This window comes from Kineococcus gynurae (genome assembly GCF_042433995.1).
GTDB classification, from domain to species: Bacteria; Actinomycetota; Actinomycetes; order Actinomycetales; family Kineococcaceae; genus Kineococcus; species Kineococcus gynurae.
Window position 1 is genome coordinate 98,289 of sequence record NZ_JBHLUI010000010.1, and the last position, 14,526, is coordinate 112,814.

A 14,526-nucleotide genomic window follows, 5' to 3' on the forward strand; every position below is an offset into this window, starting at 1 on the left:
CGGTGCCCGTGTCGGGAGCGGACGGTAGGAAGGAGCCATGACGTTCTCCCTCGGCATCGTCGGCGCGGGCCAGTTCGCGGGCTCCTTCTCCAAGCTGTTCTCGCTCCACCCCGGGGTGGGTGACATCCACGTCACCGACCTGCTGCCGGAGCGGGCGCAGGCCCTCGTGGACGCGCAGGGTCTGGCCGGGACGTTCCCCGACGTCGAGGCGGTGCTGGCCAGCGACGTGGACGCGGTGGCGATCTTCACCCAGCGCTGGACCCACGGCCCGCTCGTCGCGGCGGCGCTCGACGCCGGCAAGCACGTCTACTCCGCCGTCCCCATGGCCGTCACCGCCGAGGAGATCGCGGCGATCATGGAGCGGGTCGCCCGGACGGGACTCACCTACATGATGGGCGAGACGAGCTACTACAACCCGGCCACGGTGTACGTCCGGCAGCGGCTGGCCGAGCTCGGGCAGGTCTTCTACGCCGAGGGTGACTACGTCCACGACATGGACCTCGGCTTCTACGACGCCTACCGCTTCTCCGGCGGGGACGACTGGCGGGCGACGGCCAGCTACCCGCCCATGCTCTACCCGACCCACGCGGTCGGGGGCGTCCTCGGGGCGCTGCCCACCCACGCCACCAGCGTGAGCTGCATCGGCACCCCGGACCGGCGCGGGGACGGGGTCTTCGACCGCTCGGTGAGCATGTTCGACAACGACGTCTCGAACGCGACCGCGCTGTTCGAGCTGGCCGGGGGCGGGTCCATGCGGACCAACGAGTTCCGCCGGGTCGGCTACCCCTCGCACCTGAAGGAGTCGCGGTTCCGGTTCTTCGGGACCGAGGCGAGCTTCGAGCAGACCGTGAACGCGAGCATCTGGCAGGACAAGTCCGACGTCACCGACGTCACCGAGCTGCTCGAGGCCCGGCCCAGCCTGGCCGAGGACGACCCCTCGCTGGCCGACGTCTCCCCGGCCCTGCGGGCGGCCTTCGTCTCCGGATCCGCCCCGGTGCACGACCGCAGCCGGCTCCCCGCGTCCTTCGAGGGCGCCCCGAACGGGCACGAGGGCTCCCACCACTTCCTCGTCGACGACTTCGTGCGGGCCGTGACCACCCGCACGCTCCCGCCGGTCAACGCCTGGGTCGCCGCCCGGTTCACCCTGCCGGGGATCGTCGCGCACGAGTCGATGCGCCGCGGCGGCGAGCGGCTGGCGATCCCCGACCACGGTGACGCGCCCGTCTGACCCCGGTCCGGCTCCGTTCCCGGCGCGGGTGCTCAGGCCTGGTGCAGGGCCTCGAACTCGGCGTCGGCGGCGGTCTCCGCGTCGACGTCGAGGCGCAGGTGGGCGAGCAGCGACTGCAGGACCCGCAGCGCGGCCGTGGCCCGCAGGCCCCAGCTGGAGAGGTAGGAGAACTGCCACCACCACAGCGCCTCGGTGATGTTGCCGCGCTCGTGGTGGCGCAGGCCGTGCACCAGGTCGGCGGCGACCGAGGCGAGGTCGTCGGAGAGGGCCCCGCGGGCCAGGGTCGCGTTGGTGAGCGGGTCGACGACGTCGGCGTAGTCGTCGAGGCCCTCCATGACGTTGGCCAGACCGAGGCGCAGCGGGTCCACGTCGGGGTCGATCCCCGCGTCGGGCTCGAAGCGTTGCGCGGGAACGACGTCGGCCACCGCGCCCAGGCGGGCGCCGGCCATCAGCGCCTGGCTGGTGGCCAGCAGCAGGACCGAGAGCGCCGTCTCGTCGAGCTGCCCCGAGGCCACCTCGGCGACGACCCCGAGGTAGGCGCGCGCGTCGGCGGCGGTGACCGCGGCCAGGTCGGCCAGCTCGTCGGGCACCACGGCGTCGGCGGCGCCCGTGGGTCCGGCGGGTTCGTGGACGGGGCGGTCAGGCATCCAGGGATCTCCTTCCGGCGAACGCTCGGCCGAGCGTCACCTCGTCGGCGTACTCGAGGTCCCCGCCCACCGGCAGGCCGGAGGCGAGCCGGGTGACCTTGAGCCCCATCGGGCGCAGCAACCGGGCCAGGTAGGTCGCGGTCGCCTCGCCCTCCAGGTTCGGGTCCGTCGCGATGATCGTCTCGGTCACCTCGCCGGAGGACAACCGGGAGAGCAGCTCCTTCATCCGCAGGTCGTCCGGGCCGACCCCCTCCATCGGGCTGATCGCCCCGCCGAGGACGTGGTAGCGGCCGCGGAACTCCCGGGTCTTCTCGATGGCGACGACGTCCTTGGACTCCTCGACCACGCAGATGACGGTCGGGTCGCGCCGCGGGTCGCGGCAGACGCGGCAGAGCTCCTCCTGGGCCACGTTGCCGCAGATCGTGCAGAAGCGGACCTTGCTCTTGACCTCGGTGAGGATGCGGGCAAGCCGGGTCACGTCGGCCGGGTCGGCCGCGAGGAGGTGGAAGGCGATCCGTTGCGCGCTCTTCGGACCGACGCCGGGCAACCGCCCGAGTTCGTCGATGAGGTCTTGGACGACACCTTCGTACACCGCCTCAGCCTAGGGCGTGGCTCGCAGGGTGTGACGTCGTGGTCACCAGCCCGCTCAGCGCTCGTCGCTGGAGATGATCTTGCCACCGAGGATCTGCTCGACGACCGCGGCGCCCACGAGCTGGGACTCGTCGGCGTCGGCGTCGTCACGGCTGGGGGTGTCGTCCTCGTCCTCGGCCGGGGCGGGCACGGGGGGAGTCACCCGTTCCTCCCGCGCCGCGGACCGCGGGGCGGACCTCGTCGGGGCCGTTCTCGTCGGGGTGGCGGGCTCGGTCGGGGCCGGGCGGGTGGCGTCGCTCCCACCCCCGGTCTCCCGGCGGGGTGGCGGTTCGGGGCCTTCGTCCGGGTCGTCGATGGGCGCGTCCGGCGGCGGCACGTCGCCGTAGGGGTCGTCGTAGGCGGGGGAGGCGACGACCGGCGCGGTCCGTCGCGGGACCGGCGGCGCGCTGGGCTGCGCCGGGGGCACGACCGGCTCCTCGCTCCGCGCGGTCCCCGGGGCGCCGCCCGACGGCGGGGTCGGGCGACCGACCGGGGCCGCGGGACCGCCCGACCGGGGACCCGCCGGTCGGGCCCCCCACGAGGCGGTCGAGGGTCGCTGACCGCGCCCCCGGGCGGGACCGCCGGCGGCCGGGGCGTCCCCGCCGTCGGCGCGGCCCTCGACCTTGGCCTGGATGCCGGTGACCTCCAGCAGGGCCTCCGCGACGAAGCCCGCGTGGTTGCCCTTGCCGAAGGTCGCGGCGAGCTGCGGGGTCGCGAAGTGCAGCGTCAGCACCCCGTTCCGGCAGTCCTGCACGGTCGCGTGCTGGGCGATGAGCGACCAGGTGACCCGCTTGAGGCCGCCGAGCGCCCCCAGCACGTCGGTCCAGAGGCGACGGACCGTCTCGGTCTCGTCGGCACCCCCATCCGTGGCCGGGGGTGGGGCAGCGACAGCGGCGGGGGCGGCACCCGGGTCGGCCGGCTCCCCGGTCGGGGACGACGTGGGGGCCGGCGAGGGGGTCGGCGAGGGGGCCGGGCGGGCCGGGGGCGGGGTGCCGCCCCCCGAGGGCCGTGGGGCGGGCCACCCACCGCGGCGCGCGGGTCCGCCCGCCTCGCCCAGAGCCGGGGTGGCGGGCGGCTCGGCGGGGGGCTGGGCGGGGGTGTCCGAGCGGGGCGCGACCGGGGCGTCCGGGGTGGGCGGGGGAACCGGCGCGGGGGCGGAGGCGCGCACGGGAGCGTCCCCGGAGGCGACCGGATGCGCGGGGGCCACGGCGGGGCCGGCGTCGGCCCGGGCGGCGGGGACGCCGGCGGCCAGGCGCCGTTCGACCCGGTCCAACCGGGCACCGAGGCCGCGATCCCCGTCGGCACCGGGCAGCAGCAGCCGTGCGCACAGCAGTTCCAGCTGCAGGCGGGGCGAGGTCGCCCCGGTCATCTGCTCCAGGCCCGCGGCCACCACGTCGGCGGCGCGGGAGACCTCGGCCGCCCCGAGGTGGGCGGCCTGCACCCGCAACCGGTCCAGGGCGTCCTCGGGCAGGGCGAGCGCGTCGGCGGCCTCGTCCCCGATGGCGGCGACGATCACCAGGTCCCGGAGCCGCTGCAGGAGGTCGTCGGCGAACCGGCGCGGCTCCTGCCCGGAGTCCACCACCCGTTCCACGGCCCGGAACACCGTGGCCCCGTCCCCGGCGGCCAGCGCCTCCACCACGTCGTCGAGCAGGCTGGCGTGGGTGTAGCCGAGCAGGGCCACCGCCAGGTCGTAGGTGACCCCCTCGTCCCCGGCCCCGGCGATGAGCTGGTCGAGGACGGAGAGGGAGTCGCGCACCGACCCCCCGCCGGCCCGCACGACCAGCGGCAGGACGCCGCGCCCGATGCCCACGCCCTCGCGCTCGGCCAGCGCGGCGAGGTGCTCGGTCAGCTGGGCCGGCGGCACGAGGCGGAACGGGTAGTGGTGGGTGCGCGAGCGGATGGTGGTCAGGACCTTGTCCGGCTCGGTGGTCGCGAAGACGAACTTCACGTGCGGCGGGGGTTCCTCGACGAGCTTGAGCAGGGCGTTGAAGCCCTGCGGGCTCACCATGTGGGCCTCGTCGATGATGTAGACCTTGAAGCGGTCGCGCGCCGGGGCGAAGGAGGCCCGTTCGCGCAGGTCGCGGGCGTCGTCCACGCCCCCGTGGCTGGCCGCGTCGATCTCGACGACGTCGATGCTGCCGGGGCCGCCGCGGGCCAGGCTGGTGCAGGAGTCGCAGACGCCGCACGGGGTGGGCGTGGGCCCCTGCTCGCAGTTGAGGCAGCGGGCGAGGATGCGCGCGCTCGTCGTCTTGCCGCACCCGCGCGGGCCGGAGAAGAGGTAGGCGTGGGTGACGCGCCCCTTGGCCAGCGCCTGGGTCAACGGCGCGGTCACGTGCTCCTGGCCGATGACCTCCGCGAAGCTCTCCGGCCGGTAGCGGCGGTACAGGGCAGTCGTCACGCGACGAGGTTAATGCTCCCGGCGGACACGGGACCGCGGCCGGTGGAACCCCTGCTCGGACCGGGGAGGGGGAGCGAGGGACCCCCCGTGCACCCGCCAGAGCCCACCTACCCTTGCTGCCTTCCGGCCCTGGGGGGGTTCAGCGGGATGACGCCGCACGAGGGGTCTGCCCCCACTTTAGGGCATGTCCCGCGGGTCCCCGACCGGCCCGGGACCGGGCGGCTCCCGCCCCCCGGACGCGCTGCGTCACGACCACCCGCACCGGCTTGGTAGGCTCGTCCACGGAGGATTCGCCTAGTGGCCTATGGCGCACGCTTGGAAAGCGTGTTGGGTTAACGCCCTCAGGGGTTCAAATCCCCTATCCTCCGCGCCCGAGGCCCGGTCTCCCCGTCAGGGGAGGCCGGGCCTCTATGCTTGTCCCCCGTGATCTTCAGTGCGGTCGGTGACGGACGCCCCTACCCCGAGCACGGGACGTCGGCGGCGGGCTGGTCGGCGGTGCCGCCGCGGCAGGTCCGACTGGCCGATCTCACCACCACGCGACGCACGCTCGACCTGGCCGCGCTGCTGGCCGAGGACTCCACCTTCTACGGCGACCTGTTCGCGCATGTCGTGGCCTGGCGGGGGCGGCTGTACCTCGAAGATGGGTTGCACCGCGCGGTCCGGGCCGCGCTGCACCAACGTCAGGTCCTGCACGCCCGGGTCCTGGAACTGTCCGGCTGAGGACGACGGGTTCTGGCCCCGGATCCACGGACGGGTTCCGAGGTCGGTCGTCGTCGATCATGAGGGGGGCGGGATGCAGGAGCCGGGGCGCGGCGAGCGCGGGGTCGCGGGCGAGGACCCGCCCGAGGGTTCCGACGACGCCACCGGGACGGACGCCCGTGCCGGTGCCGGTGACGGTCCGGGACTCGCCGAGGACTTCGACGAGGTCGACTCCGCCGACCGGCTGGCCCGTCGTCGGCGCCGCCGGTTGCTGCGCCAGCGCATCGTCTTCGCGGTGCTGGTCCTCGCGGTCGTCGTCGCGGGTGGGATCGCCGCCCTGGTGGCCACCGACCGGTGGCCGAATTCCCCGGAACCGTCCGCGGGTCCCTCCGCCCCGCCGGCGAGCTGCGCCCCGGTCCGGCTGCCGGCGCCGGCCGAGGTGAGTCTCACGGTGCTCAACGGCACCGATCGGCGCGGTCTCGCGGCGGCGGTCGCCGGTGAGTTCGGGCAGCGGGGTTTCACGGTGACGCGGGTCGGCAACGCGGCGGTGGCCCCCGGTCCCGTCCCGGCGGTCGTGCAGTACGGACCGGGGGAGATCGCTGCGGCGCAGGCGGTCGCGGCCCGGATCGAGGGCGCGCAGCTCGCCGAGCGTCCGGAGGCGGGTGTGGTCCTCGAACTCGGTGACGGGTACGCCCAGCTCCGCGCGGAGGACGCCCTCGCGGTTCCCGCGACGAACTGCTGAGAACGGCGCGGGGCGGGGGATCAGCCTCCGGCGGCCCCACGGCGGCGGGCTCGGGACGTGGCCAGGGCGCAGCGCAGCAGGTACGCGGGGCTCGGGGGGACCCAGCCCAGCTGCCGGGCCATCCCCTGGTCGTCGCGCACGGCGCGGTGCTCGACCACCAGGCCGTCGCGCACCCGGAAATGGTGGGACTGCGCGACCGAGAACCGCCGACCGGTGGGGGCGAAGGCGCGTTCGATCCCGCCGTCGTCGTTGCGGACCACGAAGTCGCCGGTGTGCCGACCGCTCATGAGCGCGAGAACGACGACGACGTCGCCCTGCTCGACCACCTCCTGCACCTCGAACGCGAGGTCGGCGAACGCCGTCGTCAACCACGCCGACGTGGCGCGGAACCCGGCCGGGCCGCGGGCCCGGCACGCGGCGGGTTCAGCGAGCGCCTCGTGGTTGACCGCCTCGGGGTGGAACACCGCCGCGAACTCCGCGTCCGACGCCCCCGCCATCGCGTGGACGGCCCGCACCACCGTGCCCGCCGTGGAAGTTCCTGCCGTGCCGGTCGTCGAGGTTCCCGCCGTGGTGCCGGTCATCGTCCCCACCATCCATGACAGTTCGCTGTACCCGATTTGAGGACAGTAGGCTGTATCGGACGGGGTGACAAGGGTGGGGAGTGGCGTGGCGTGGCCTACGACAACTCGGGACGGGCCGACGCCGCCCGACGGACCCGGGCGCGGGTGGTCGAGGCCGCCCGGGAGCAGTTGCTGGCCCGGGGGTGGGCCGGCACGACCATCCGCTCGGTGGCCGCGGACGCCGGGGTGTCTCGCGAGACCGTCTACAAGACGTTCGGCGGCAAGGCCGGGCTGCTCAAGGCCGTCTACGACCGCACGCTGGCCGGCGACGACGCCCCCGTGGTCATGGCCGAGCGCCCGCTCTTCGCCTCGCTGCGCCGGGCCTCGACCGCGGCCGAGGCCGCGCGCGCGTACGCGGACGTCGCGGCCCACATCGCCGAGGAGGTCGGCCCCCTGCTACGGGTCGCGCTGTCCTCGCGGGGCGCCGACCCGCAGCTGCGGGAGTTCGCCGAGCAGATCGACGCCGAGCGCCTGGCCGGGGTCCGGCAGGTCGTCCGGGTCTGGGGCGAGCACGGCTGGTTACGACCGGGACGGACGCCCGAGGCGACCGCCGACGTGCTCTGGACCATCGTCGCGCCGACCGTCCACGAGTTGCTGCACACCCGCGGGTGGTCGAGGAGGCGCTACCGGGACTGGGTCGAGGAGGCCCTGGGCGCACTGGTCCTCGTCCGGGGCGGGCCGTGAGGGGGCTCCGGAAGCGAAGAACCCCCGACCCGGAACCCGGGTCGGGGGAACTCAGCGCGGTGGCGGTGGGATTTGAACCCACGGAGGAGTTGCCCCCTCACACGCTTTCGAGGCGTGCTCCTTAGGCCGCTCGGACACGCCACCGTCGGTAACGATACACGTCCGGCGGCCGCCGCCCCGCACCGGTCAGGCGCGCCGCCGCCCGGCCCGGTGCGTCCGGAAGAACTCGTCGAGCAGGCGGCGGCACTCGTCCTCGCGGACGCCACCGACCACCTCGACCGTGTGGTTCACGCGCCGGTCGCGCACCACGTCGCGCAACGAACCCGCGGCCCCGAAGGCCGGGTCCCAGGCGCCCAGGACCAGGCGCGAGACCCGGGACAGCACGATCGCCCCGGCGCACATCGTGCAGGGTTCGAGGGTCACGACGAGGGTGCAGCCGTCGAGGCGCCAGCCGTCACCGCGGGCGGCCGCGCCGGCGCGCAGGGCCAGGACCTCGGCGTGGGCGGTCGGGTCGCCCACGGCCTCCCGCTGGTTGCGCCCCGCGCCGAGGAGTTCCCCGTCGGGGCCGAGGACCACGGCCCCCACGGGCACGTCGCCGCTCCCTGCGCACGCGGTGGCCTCGCCCAGCGCCCGTCCCATCCAGTCCGACCACGCCGGGTCGTGGACCAGACCGCTCAGCGCAACGACTCCAGGACGTCGCCCGCGCCGAGGTGCTCGGCGATCTCGGTGGTGGCGACGGCCGGGTCGCCCGCCTCGCCGGCGATCCGGACGAGGTCCTCGGCGCTGACCCCCAGGTCGGCCAGCAGGTCCGCGTCCCCGGCCCACAGGTCGGCGGCGACGACCGCCGCCGGGGTCTCCTCCGCGTCGTCGGCCGCTCGGGCCCCGGTGTCGGTGTCGCTCACGTCGTCCCCGGCGTCGGGGTCCGCCGCCGCGTCACCCGTGGCGGTTCCCGCGGCCGCGGTACGGCGGGCCCCCTCGGGCGGGGGGAGTTCGGCGAACAGGTCGGCGTAGCGGGAGCCGGTCGCGGCGATGGCGTCGGAGACGAAGACGCGGACCTCGCCCTCCCGGTCGGCGCGGAGCACGGCGAACCACTCGTCCTCCCGTTCGAGCACCGCGAGAACCTCGGCCTCGTCCTCGACCGCGTTGCGCAGGAGGTCCCCGACCTCCTCGGGCGGACCCGGCGTGAGGTCGACGTCGACGGCGCTCCACCGATCGTCCTCGGCGGTCAGCACGGCGGTGAAGTACGGCACGCACCCATCGTGGCGCACCCCCGCCCGCGCCCGCCAGTGCGCGGGTGCCCGTGCTCGGTCTGGGTCCCCGGCCCGGTTATCGATACATTTCCGGTATGCGTCTGCAGGTCGTCGACCACCCCCTCCTCGCCCACAAACTCACCGTCCTGCGGGACGTCACGACCGATTCGCCCACCTTCCGTCGGCTCGCCGACGAACTCGTGACGCTCCTGGCCTACGAGGCGACCCGCCAGGTGCGGGTGGAGGAGGCCCCGGTGACGACCCCGGTCGCCCCGGCCGTCGGCGTCAAGCTGAGCGCCCCCAAACCGCTGGTGGTGCCGATCCTGCGGGCCGGGCTGGGGATGCTCGACGGGATGGTGCGGCTCATGCCGACCGCCGAGGTCGGGTTCCTGGGCATGATCCGCGACGAGGAGACGCTGCAGGCGACCACGTACGCGACCCGGTTGCCGGACGACCTCTCGGGTCGGCAGTGCTTCCTGCTCGACCCGATGCTGGCCACCGGAGGCACGCTCGTCGCGAGCATCACCTACCTGCTGGAACGGGGGGCGGTCGACGTCACCGCGATCTGCCTGCTGGCCGCTCCCGAGGGCATCGAGGTGGTCCGCGCGGCGTTCGAGGAGAGGGTTGACGTGACCATCGTCACCGCCGCGCTGGACGAACGCCTCGACGAGCACGGGTACATCGTCCCCGGGCTCGGGGATGCGGGCGACCGCCTGTACGGCGTCGTCTGACATTTGCGGGTCCTCCTCCCCGCGCGTCGCGCCTCCTCGCGAGCAGGTTCCGGCATGCTGACCCCGACCATGCCCGGAACCGCCCCGGCCCCGCCGGGACGAGGATCGACCGGGTGTCCCGGGCCGAGGTGGCCCGGAGACCGGGAGTTCGTGGCGAGCGGTTGAGGAGGGAGGACTCGGGATGAAGTGGCGCAAGGTCCTGTGGTGGGTGCTGATCGTCTTCGCGGTGTACGCCATCTACCGCGCCCCCGACCAGGCCGCGGATTTCGTGCGCAGCGTCGGGACGGCGATCCGCACGGTGGTCGAGAGCATCGCCAACTTCTTCGACGGCATCCTGCGGAGCTGACGACGTGGCCTCGGGACTGAGCCGCCTGGTCGCCTTCCTGCGGGGGGAGGACCAGGTCCAGGTCCCGGGGACGTCCGTGCGCGTCACCCGCTCGGCCGTGCAGCCCAAGGCCGCGGACCGGCCCCGCGCCTCGACCCGTCGCGGCATCGGGTTGCCGGTCCGGCCCCCGGCTCCGGCCCGCCCGTCGCGGACGGGCCCGGTCACCCGGGAGACCCCCCCGCTCGCGCGTCGTCGTCGGCCCGCCCGGGCCCCCCGGGAGATCCCCGCCCGTCGCCTGCCGGACTACATCCGGCACGGGTACATCGCCGAGGGCGAGAAGGTCCTCTGGACCGAGCGCCGGCACGAGATCCAGCTGCTGGAACCGTTCGGGACGGCCGTCGCCTTCCTGGTCCTGAGCATCTGGTGGGCGGTGGCGGTCGACGCCGGGTCCGCGACCGTCCCGTTCCTCGGCTTCGCGGTCGCCCTGGTGCGGGCGGCCTGGTGTTTCCTGGTCTGGTCGCGGGACTGGTTGATCGTGACCGACGAACGCCTGCTGCGCGTCTACGGGGTCCTGAACCAGCGCGCGGTCTCCGTGCCCAAGTCCAAGATCAGCCAGCGCAAGTTGCGCCGACCCGTGCTCGGGCGCCTGCTGGACTACGGCACGATCCTCATCGACTCGGTCGGCAACGACCACGAGATGCACGAGCTCAAGCTGGTCCCCGAACCCCTGCGGGCCGACGAGGTCATGCACGAACGGATCGACCACCCGCCCGCGCGCCGGCCCCACGGGCTGCGTTCGCGGCTGACCCTGCGCCGGGCGGCGCGGCGACGGGATGATTCACGGGGCTGAGAACCGTTGTCCCGCAACGACGACGGGTGCGGACCGGAACGACGAAGGGCGGTACCCCCGGAGGGGTACCGCCCTTCGACGCGTCGACGGACTCAGTTCGCGGCGAGGAACTGGTCGATGATGCCCTGGGAGATCGGGCCGCGCGGCGCGACCGCGACACCGTTCTCGGCGGCCCACGCACGCACGGCGCGGGCGTCGACCGCGGCGGGGGCGGCCGCCTTCTTCGCGGTGGTCTTCTTGGCCGGGGTCGCCTTCTTCGCCGAGGTCTTCTTGGCCGGGGCGGCGGTCTCGGTGGCGGTTTCCGCGGCCGGCTCGGCGGCGGGGGCGGCCTTGGTCGCCTTCTTGGCGGTCTTGGCCGGGGTGGCGGGGGTCGCCTTCTTGGCGGTGGCGGCCTTCTTGGCCGGGGCCGCGGCGGGGGCGGCCGGGGCGGCGGCCGGGGCCGAACCCGCGAGCGCGGCGGGCAGGTCCTCCCACGACACCGAGGTCGCGGCCTTGGCGGTGGAGGGGTTCCAGGTCACCCCGTTCGAGTTCACGGTGAACACGCCGATCTTGCGACCGTTGCGCTTGACGGGGATCTCGAGGTCGACGGCGCCGACGGGCAGTTCCGAGGCCACCTTCAGTGCGACATCGTGGCTGGCCATGTTGTTCTCCCTGGGGAAGTGAAGGCGAGGGTGAATTGCTGACCATCATGAAACCACAGGGAAGTGCCCCACGGCGCACCGAGCCGCTAATACCAGAAGTGGTCGCAGAACTCGGCCGGGCCGCGCACACGGCCTCGTCGGTAACGCTTCACCGAATCCCTCCCCGGGAATCCGGGGGCGGTGCGGCTCCCGCCGGAGGAGGAACCGTCCCGACGCGACGGGGCCCCGACCGCGCGATCGCGGTCGGGGCCCGGTTGGAGGGTCGGCTCAGACGAGGTCGAAGCGGTCCAGCTCCATGACCTTCTGCCAGGCCGCGGCGAAGTCGCGCACGAACAGCTCGTGGGCGTCGTCGGCGGAGTAGACCTCCACGATCCCGCGCAGGATCGAGTTGGAGTTGAAGACGAGGTCCACGGCCGTGGCCGTCCGCACGACCTCGCCCTCGGCGTCCAGGCCCTCGTAAACGCCCGCGGCCTCGGTCGCGGAACGCCACTGCACGCCCAGGTCGAGCAGCGTGCGGAAGAAGTCCTGGCTCAGCACACCGACGTTCTCGGTGAACACGCCGTGCCGGGTGCCGCCGGTGTTGGCGCCCAGCACCCGCAGACCACCGACGAGGACGGTCATCTCCTTGGCGGTGAGGTGCAGGTTGGAGGCGCGGTCGAGGAGCAGGGTCTCGGGGTGGAGCTTGGTGCGGGGGGAGACCCAGTTGCGGAAACCGTCGGCCCGCGGCTCCAGCCACCGGAAGTTGTCGACGTCGGTCTGCTCCTGCGAGGCGTCGGTGCGGCCCGGCGTGAACCGCACCTCGACCGGGGCGCCGGCGTCGGCCGCCGCCTTCTCCACGGCCGCGGTCCCGCCGAGGACGATGAGGTCGGCCAGCGACACCTGGGCGCCCGTGGCGGACTCGAACTCCGCCTTGACCCGTTCGAGCACGGGCAGCACGTCGGCCACGCCGGCGTTCACCGCCCACCCGAGCTGCGGGTCGAGGCGCAGGCGGGCGCCGTTGGCCCCGCCCCGCTTGTCGGTGTGGCGGTAGGACGCCGCCGCCGACCATGCGGTGTGGACCAGCTGCGAGACGCTCAGGCCCGAGTCGAGCAGACGCTTCTTCAGGTCGGCGACCTGCTCGGCGTCGACGAGCGCGTGGTCGACCGCGGGGGTCGGGTCCTGCCAGATCAGTTCCTCGGCGGGGACGTCCGGGCCGAGGTAACGGCTGCGCGGACCCATGTCGCGGTGCAGGAGCTTGAACCAGGCGCGCGCGTAGGTGTCCGCGAACAGCTGGTGGTCCTCGTAGAAGCGGCGCGAGATCTCGTGGTAGACCGGGTCGGCCAGCAGGGCCAGGTCGCTGGTCGCCATCATCGGGGCGTTCTTCTTGCCCTCGATGTGGGCGTCGGGGACGAGCTCCTGCGCCTCGGGGTTCTTCGGCTTCCACTGCTTGGCGCCGGCCGGGCTGGTGGTCAGTTCCCACTCGTAGCTGAACAGCATCTCGAAGTAGGTGTTGTCCCACGTCGTGGGCGTGGGGGTCCAGGCGCCCTCGAGACCGCTGGTGATGGTGTCCGCACCCTTGCCGGTGCCGTGCTGGTTCTTCCACCCCAGGCCGTTGCCGTGCACCGGGCAGCCCTCGGGCTCGGGGCCGACCAGCTCGGGGTTGCCCGCGCCGTGGGTCTTGCCGAAGGTGTGCCCGCCGGCGACGAGCGCCACGGTCTCCTCGTCGTTCATGCCCATGCGCCCGAAGGTCACCCGGATGTCGTGGGCGGAACCGAGCGGGTCGGGCTTGCCCTGGGGGCCCTCGGGGTTCACGTAGATCAGGCCCATGGTGACGGCGGCCAGGTCACCCTCGTCGAGGTCGAGCGGCTCGTCGTTCGCGTACCGCTCGTCACCCAGCCAGGTGTCCTCGGGACCCCAGAACACCTCTTCGGGCTGCCAGTTGTCGGCGCGACCGAAGCCGAAACCGAAGGTCTTGAGACCCATGTCGTCGTGGGCGACGTTGCCGGCGAGCACGAGCAGGTCGGCCCAGGAGATCTTCCGGCCGTACTTCTGCTTGATCGGCAGCAGGAGGCGGCGGGCCTTGTCGAGGTTGGCGTTGTCCGGCCAGCTGTTCAGCGGGGCGAAACGCTGACCGCCCGCGCCACCGCCGCCGCGGCCGTCGGCCATGCGGTAGGTGCCGGCCGCGTGCCACGACATCCGGATGAACAGGGGGCCGTAGTGACCCCAGTCGGCGGGCCACCACTCCTGGGAGGTGTGCATGACCTCGACGAGGTCGCGCTTGACCGCCTCGACGTCGAGCTTCGCGAACTCGGCCGCGTAGTCGAAGTCACCCAGCGGGTCGGAGTCGGCGGAGGGCTTGTTCAGGACGGACAGGTCGATCTGGTTGGGCCACCAGTCCTGCACCGTGCGGGGACGGTCCTCGGTCGAGGCGGTCGGCCCGGGGATCGCCGGGTTCTCGCTCTCGCTGGTGCTCTGGCTGTGGGCCTTGGTCGTCTCTTCGGCCGGGCCGGCCTGGTCGAGCTCGCTCACGATGTGCCTCTCTGCTGACGGGCTGGTGGAACTGGTCACGACGTGGGTGCGTCCGAGGACTCCGCGCAGGACCGGCAAAGGCCCCAGTAGGTGACCTCGGCCTCGTCGACGAGGAAACCCTCGCCGTCGAGGTGGGGGGTGAGGCAGGGCGCCGCCCCGGTGCTGCAGTCGACGTCGGCGATCTCGCCGCACGTGCGGCACACCCGGTGGTGGTGGTTGTCGCCGACACGGGCCTCGTACCGGGCGACGGTGCCCTGCGGTTGGATGCGGCGCACCAGACCGCTGTCCGTGAGAACCCGGAGGACGTCGTAGACCGCCTGGTGGGACAGGTTCTCCCGGCGGGTGCGGGCGGCGCCGATCAGCGCCTCGGTGGTCGCGTGCGGGTGCTGGTGGACGGCGTCGAGCACCGCCAGCCGAGGCTGCGTCACCCGAAGTCCCGCGGCGCGCAACGCGCGTTCGTGATCTTCGTTCTCCCGCACGCGGTCATCGTGGCAACTGTTCTTGAATAGGTCAAGAACGAGGGCGAGGACCCCGGACGGCGGACGGCGGGAACGCAGAAGGCCCCCGCTCCAC

Annotated in this window: 16 protein-coding genes, 2 tRNA genes and 1 other RNA gene; 8 read left to right on the plus strand and 11 right to left on the minus strand. The window is 73.8% G+C overall.

Annotation, left to right across the window (positions count from 1 at the left end; genetic code table 11):
• Window positions 1-37 precede the first annotated feature (37 nt).
• Window positions 38-1,228 (plus strand): Gfo/Idh/MocA family protein, encoded by a 1,191-nt coding sequence (locus tag ACFFKU_RS14125; RefSeq protein WP_380138894.1) that lies wholly within the window; start codon window positions 38-40, stop codon window positions 1,226-1,228.
• 32 nt (window positions 1,229-1,260) lie between these two features.
• Here ACFFKU_RS14125 and ACFFKU_RS14130 read toward each other — a convergent pair whose 3' ends face one another.
• The 4 genes from ACFFKU_RS14130 to ffs all read right to left on the minus strand — a co-directional run bounded on the left by ACFFKU_RS14130 (window position 1,261) and on the right by ffs (window position 5,073).
• Window positions 1,261-1,875 carry a DUF5063 domain-containing protein gene (locus tag ACFFKU_RS14130; RefSeq protein ID WP_380138895.1) on the minus strand — a complete coding sequence of 205 codons (615 nt, stop codon included), beginning with the start codon at window positions 1,873-1,875 and terminating at the stop codon, window positions 1,261-1,263.
• On the minus strand, window positions 1,868-2,467 hold the full coding sequence (recR, locus tag ACFFKU_RS14135; protein ID WP_380138897.1) for a recombination mediator RecR: 600 nt from the start codon (window positions 2,465-2,467) through the stop codon (window positions 1,868-1,870). The genes ACFFKU_RS14130 and recR overlap by 8 nt, the downstream gene beginning before the upstream one ends.
• Window positions 2,468-2,521: 54 nt before the next feature.
• On the minus strand, window positions 2,522-4,903 hold the full coding sequence (locus ACFFKU_RS14140) for a DNA polymerase III subunit gamma and tau (RefSeq protein WP_380138899.1): 2,382 nt from the start codon (window positions 4,901-4,903) through the stop codon (window positions 2,522-2,524).
• A gap of 73 nt (window positions 4,904-4,976) precedes the next feature.
• Window positions 4,977-5,073: signal recognition particle sRNA small type (ffs, locus tag ACFFKU_RS14145), an RNA gene on the minus strand.
• A gap of 113 nt (window positions 5,074-5,186) precedes the next feature.
• Here ffs and ACFFKU_RS14150 point away from each other — a divergent pair.
• From ACFFKU_RS14150 to ACFFKU_RS14160, 3 genes are all read left to right on the plus strand, one after another.
• A tRNA-Ser gene (locus ACFFKU_RS14150) sits at window positions 5,187-5,271 on the plus strand.
• A 55-nt stretch (window positions 5,272-5,326) separates the two neighbouring features.
• On the plus strand, window positions 5,327-5,623 hold the full coding sequence (locus ACFFKU_RS14155; RefSeq protein WP_380138901.1) for a type II toxin-antitoxin system VapB family antitoxin: 297 nt from the start codon (window positions 5,327-5,329) through the stop codon (window positions 5,621-5,623).
• A 73-nt stretch (window positions 5,624-5,696) separates the two neighbouring features.
• Window positions 5,697-6,344 (plus strand): LytR C-terminal domain-containing protein, encoded by a 648-nt coding sequence (locus ACFFKU_RS14160; protein WP_380138903.1) that lies wholly within the window; start codon window positions 5,697-5,699, stop codon window positions 6,342-6,344.
• A 20-nt stretch (window positions 6,345-6,364) separates the two neighbouring features.
• Here ACFFKU_RS14160 and ACFFKU_RS14165 read toward each other — a convergent pair whose 3' ends face one another.
• Window positions 6,365-6,925, minus strand: coding sequence for an ester cyclase (locus tag ACFFKU_RS14165; RefSeq protein WP_380138905.1), 561 nt, complete (start codon window positions 6,923-6,925; stop codon window positions 6,365-6,367).
• 90 nt (window positions 6,926-7,015) lie between these two features.
• On the opposite strand from ACFFKU_RS14165, the gene ACFFKU_RS14170 reads away from it, so the two are divergent.
• The gene (locus tag ACFFKU_RS14170) at window positions 7,016-7,648 is read left to right on the plus strand and encodes a TetR/AcrR family transcriptional regulator (RefSeq protein WP_380138907.1); all 633 of its coding nucleotides are present in this window, start codon (window positions 7,016-7,018) and stop codon (window positions 7,646-7,648) included.
• 57 nt (window positions 7,649-7,705) lie between these two features.
• On the opposite strand, the gene ACFFKU_RS14175 is transcribed toward ACFFKU_RS14170, so the two are convergent.
• The 3 genes from ACFFKU_RS14175 to ACFFKU_RS14185 form a co-directional block, all read right to left on the minus strand.
• Window positions 7,706-7,792: transfer RNA gene (locus tag ACFFKU_RS14175), tRNA-Ser, on the minus strand.
• A gap of 42 nt (window positions 7,793-7,834) precedes the next feature.
• The gene (locus ACFFKU_RS14180; RefSeq protein ID WP_380138909.1) at window positions 7,835-8,287 is read right to left on the minus strand and encodes a nucleoside deaminase; all 453 of its coding nucleotides are present in this window, start codon (window positions 8,285-8,287) and stop codon (window positions 7,835-7,837) included.
• A 35-nt stretch (window positions 8,288-8,322) separates the two neighbouring features.
• A complete protein-coding gene (locus ACFFKU_RS14185; protein ID WP_380138911.1) occupies window positions 8,323-8,898 on the minus strand; it encodes a tRNA adenosine deaminase-associated protein in 576 nt (191 codons plus the stop codon).
• A 95-nt stretch (window positions 8,899-8,993) separates the two neighbouring features.
• Between ACFFKU_RS14185 and upp the strand changes: the two genes are divergently transcribed.
• The 3 genes from upp to ACFFKU_RS14200 all read left to right on the plus strand — a co-directional run bounded on the left by upp (window position 8,994) and on the right by ACFFKU_RS14200 (window position 10,804).
• Complete coding sequence (gene upp, locus ACFFKU_RS14190) at window positions 8,994-9,629, plus strand: uracil phosphoribosyltransferase (protein ID WP_380138913.1); 636 nt, start codon at window positions 8,994-8,996, stop codon at window positions 9,627-9,629.
• Window positions 9,630-9,810: 181 nt separating this feature from the next.
• Window positions 9,811-9,975, plus strand: a complete 165-nt coding sequence (locus tag ACFFKU_RS14195) for a hypothetical protein (RefSeq protein WP_380138915.1) — start codon at window positions 9,811-9,813, stop codon at window positions 9,973-9,975.
• 4 nt (window positions 9,976-9,979) lie between these two features.
• Window positions 9,980-10,804 carry a PH domain-containing protein gene (locus tag ACFFKU_RS14200; RefSeq protein ID WP_380138917.1) on the plus strand — a complete coding sequence of 275 codons (825 nt, stop codon included), beginning with the start codon at window positions 9,980-9,982 and terminating at the stop codon, window positions 10,802-10,804.
• Window positions 10,805-10,896: 92 nt separating this feature from the next.
• On the opposite strand, the gene ACFFKU_RS14205 is transcribed toward ACFFKU_RS14200, so the two are convergent.
• From ACFFKU_RS14205 to ACFFKU_RS14215, 3 genes are all read right to left on the minus strand, one after another.
• Complete coding sequence (locus ACFFKU_RS14205) at window positions 10,897-11,445, minus strand: Lsr2 family DNA-binding protein (protein WP_380138919.1); 549 nt, start codon at window positions 11,443-11,445, stop codon at window positions 10,897-10,899.
• 267 nt (window positions 11,446-11,712) lie between these two features.
• Window positions 11,713-13,953 carry a catalase/peroxidase HPI gene (gene katG / locus ACFFKU_RS14210; protein ID WP_380138920.1) on the minus strand — a complete coding sequence of 747 codons (2,241 nt, stop codon included), beginning with the start codon at window positions 13,951-13,953 and terminating at the stop codon, window positions 11,713-11,715.
• Between the two features lie 35 nt (window positions 13,954-13,988).
• Window positions 13,989-14,432, minus strand: coding sequence for a Fur family transcriptional regulator (locus ACFFKU_RS14215; protein WP_380138921.1), 444 nt, complete (start codon window positions 14,430-14,432; stop codon window positions 13,989-13,991).
• Window positions 14,433-14,526: the final 94 nt, after the last annotated feature.

Bases quoted from the DNA above. Each gene is read 5' to 3' on its own strand.
- ACFFKU_RS14160 (WP_380138903.1), top strand. From the start codon at position 5,697: ATGCAGGAGCCGGGGCGCGGCGAGCGCGGGGTCGCGGGCGAGGACCCG.
- ACFFKU_RS14180 (WP_380138909.1), bottom strand. From the start codon at position 8,287: ATGGGACGGGCGCTGGGCGAGGCCACCGCGTGCGCAGGGAGCGGCGAC.
- ACFFKU_RS14130 (WP_380138895.1), bottom strand. From the start codon at position 1,875: ATGCCTGACCGCCCCGTCCACGAACCCGCCGGACCCACGGGCGCCGCC.
- ACFFKU_RS14205 (WP_380138919.1), bottom strand. From the start codon at position 11,445: ATGGCCAGCCACGATGTCGCACTGAAGGTGGCCTCGGAACTGCCCGTC.
- ACFFKU_RS14125 (WP_380138894.1), top strand. From the start codon at position 38: ATGACGTTCTCCCTCGGCATCGTCGGCGCGGGCCAGTTCGCGGGCTCC.
- upp (WP_380138913.1), top strand. From the start codon at position 8,994: ATGCGTCTGCAGGTCGTCGACCACCCCCTCCTCGCCCACAAACTCACC.
- ACFFKU_RS14195 (WP_380138915.1), top strand. From the start codon at position 9,811: ATGAAGTGGCGCAAGGTCCTGTGGTGGGTGCTGATCGTCTTCGCGGTG.
- ACFFKU_RS14165 (WP_380138905.1), bottom strand. From the start codon at position 6,925: ATGACCGGCACCACGGCGGGAACCTCGACGACCGGCACGGCAGGAACT.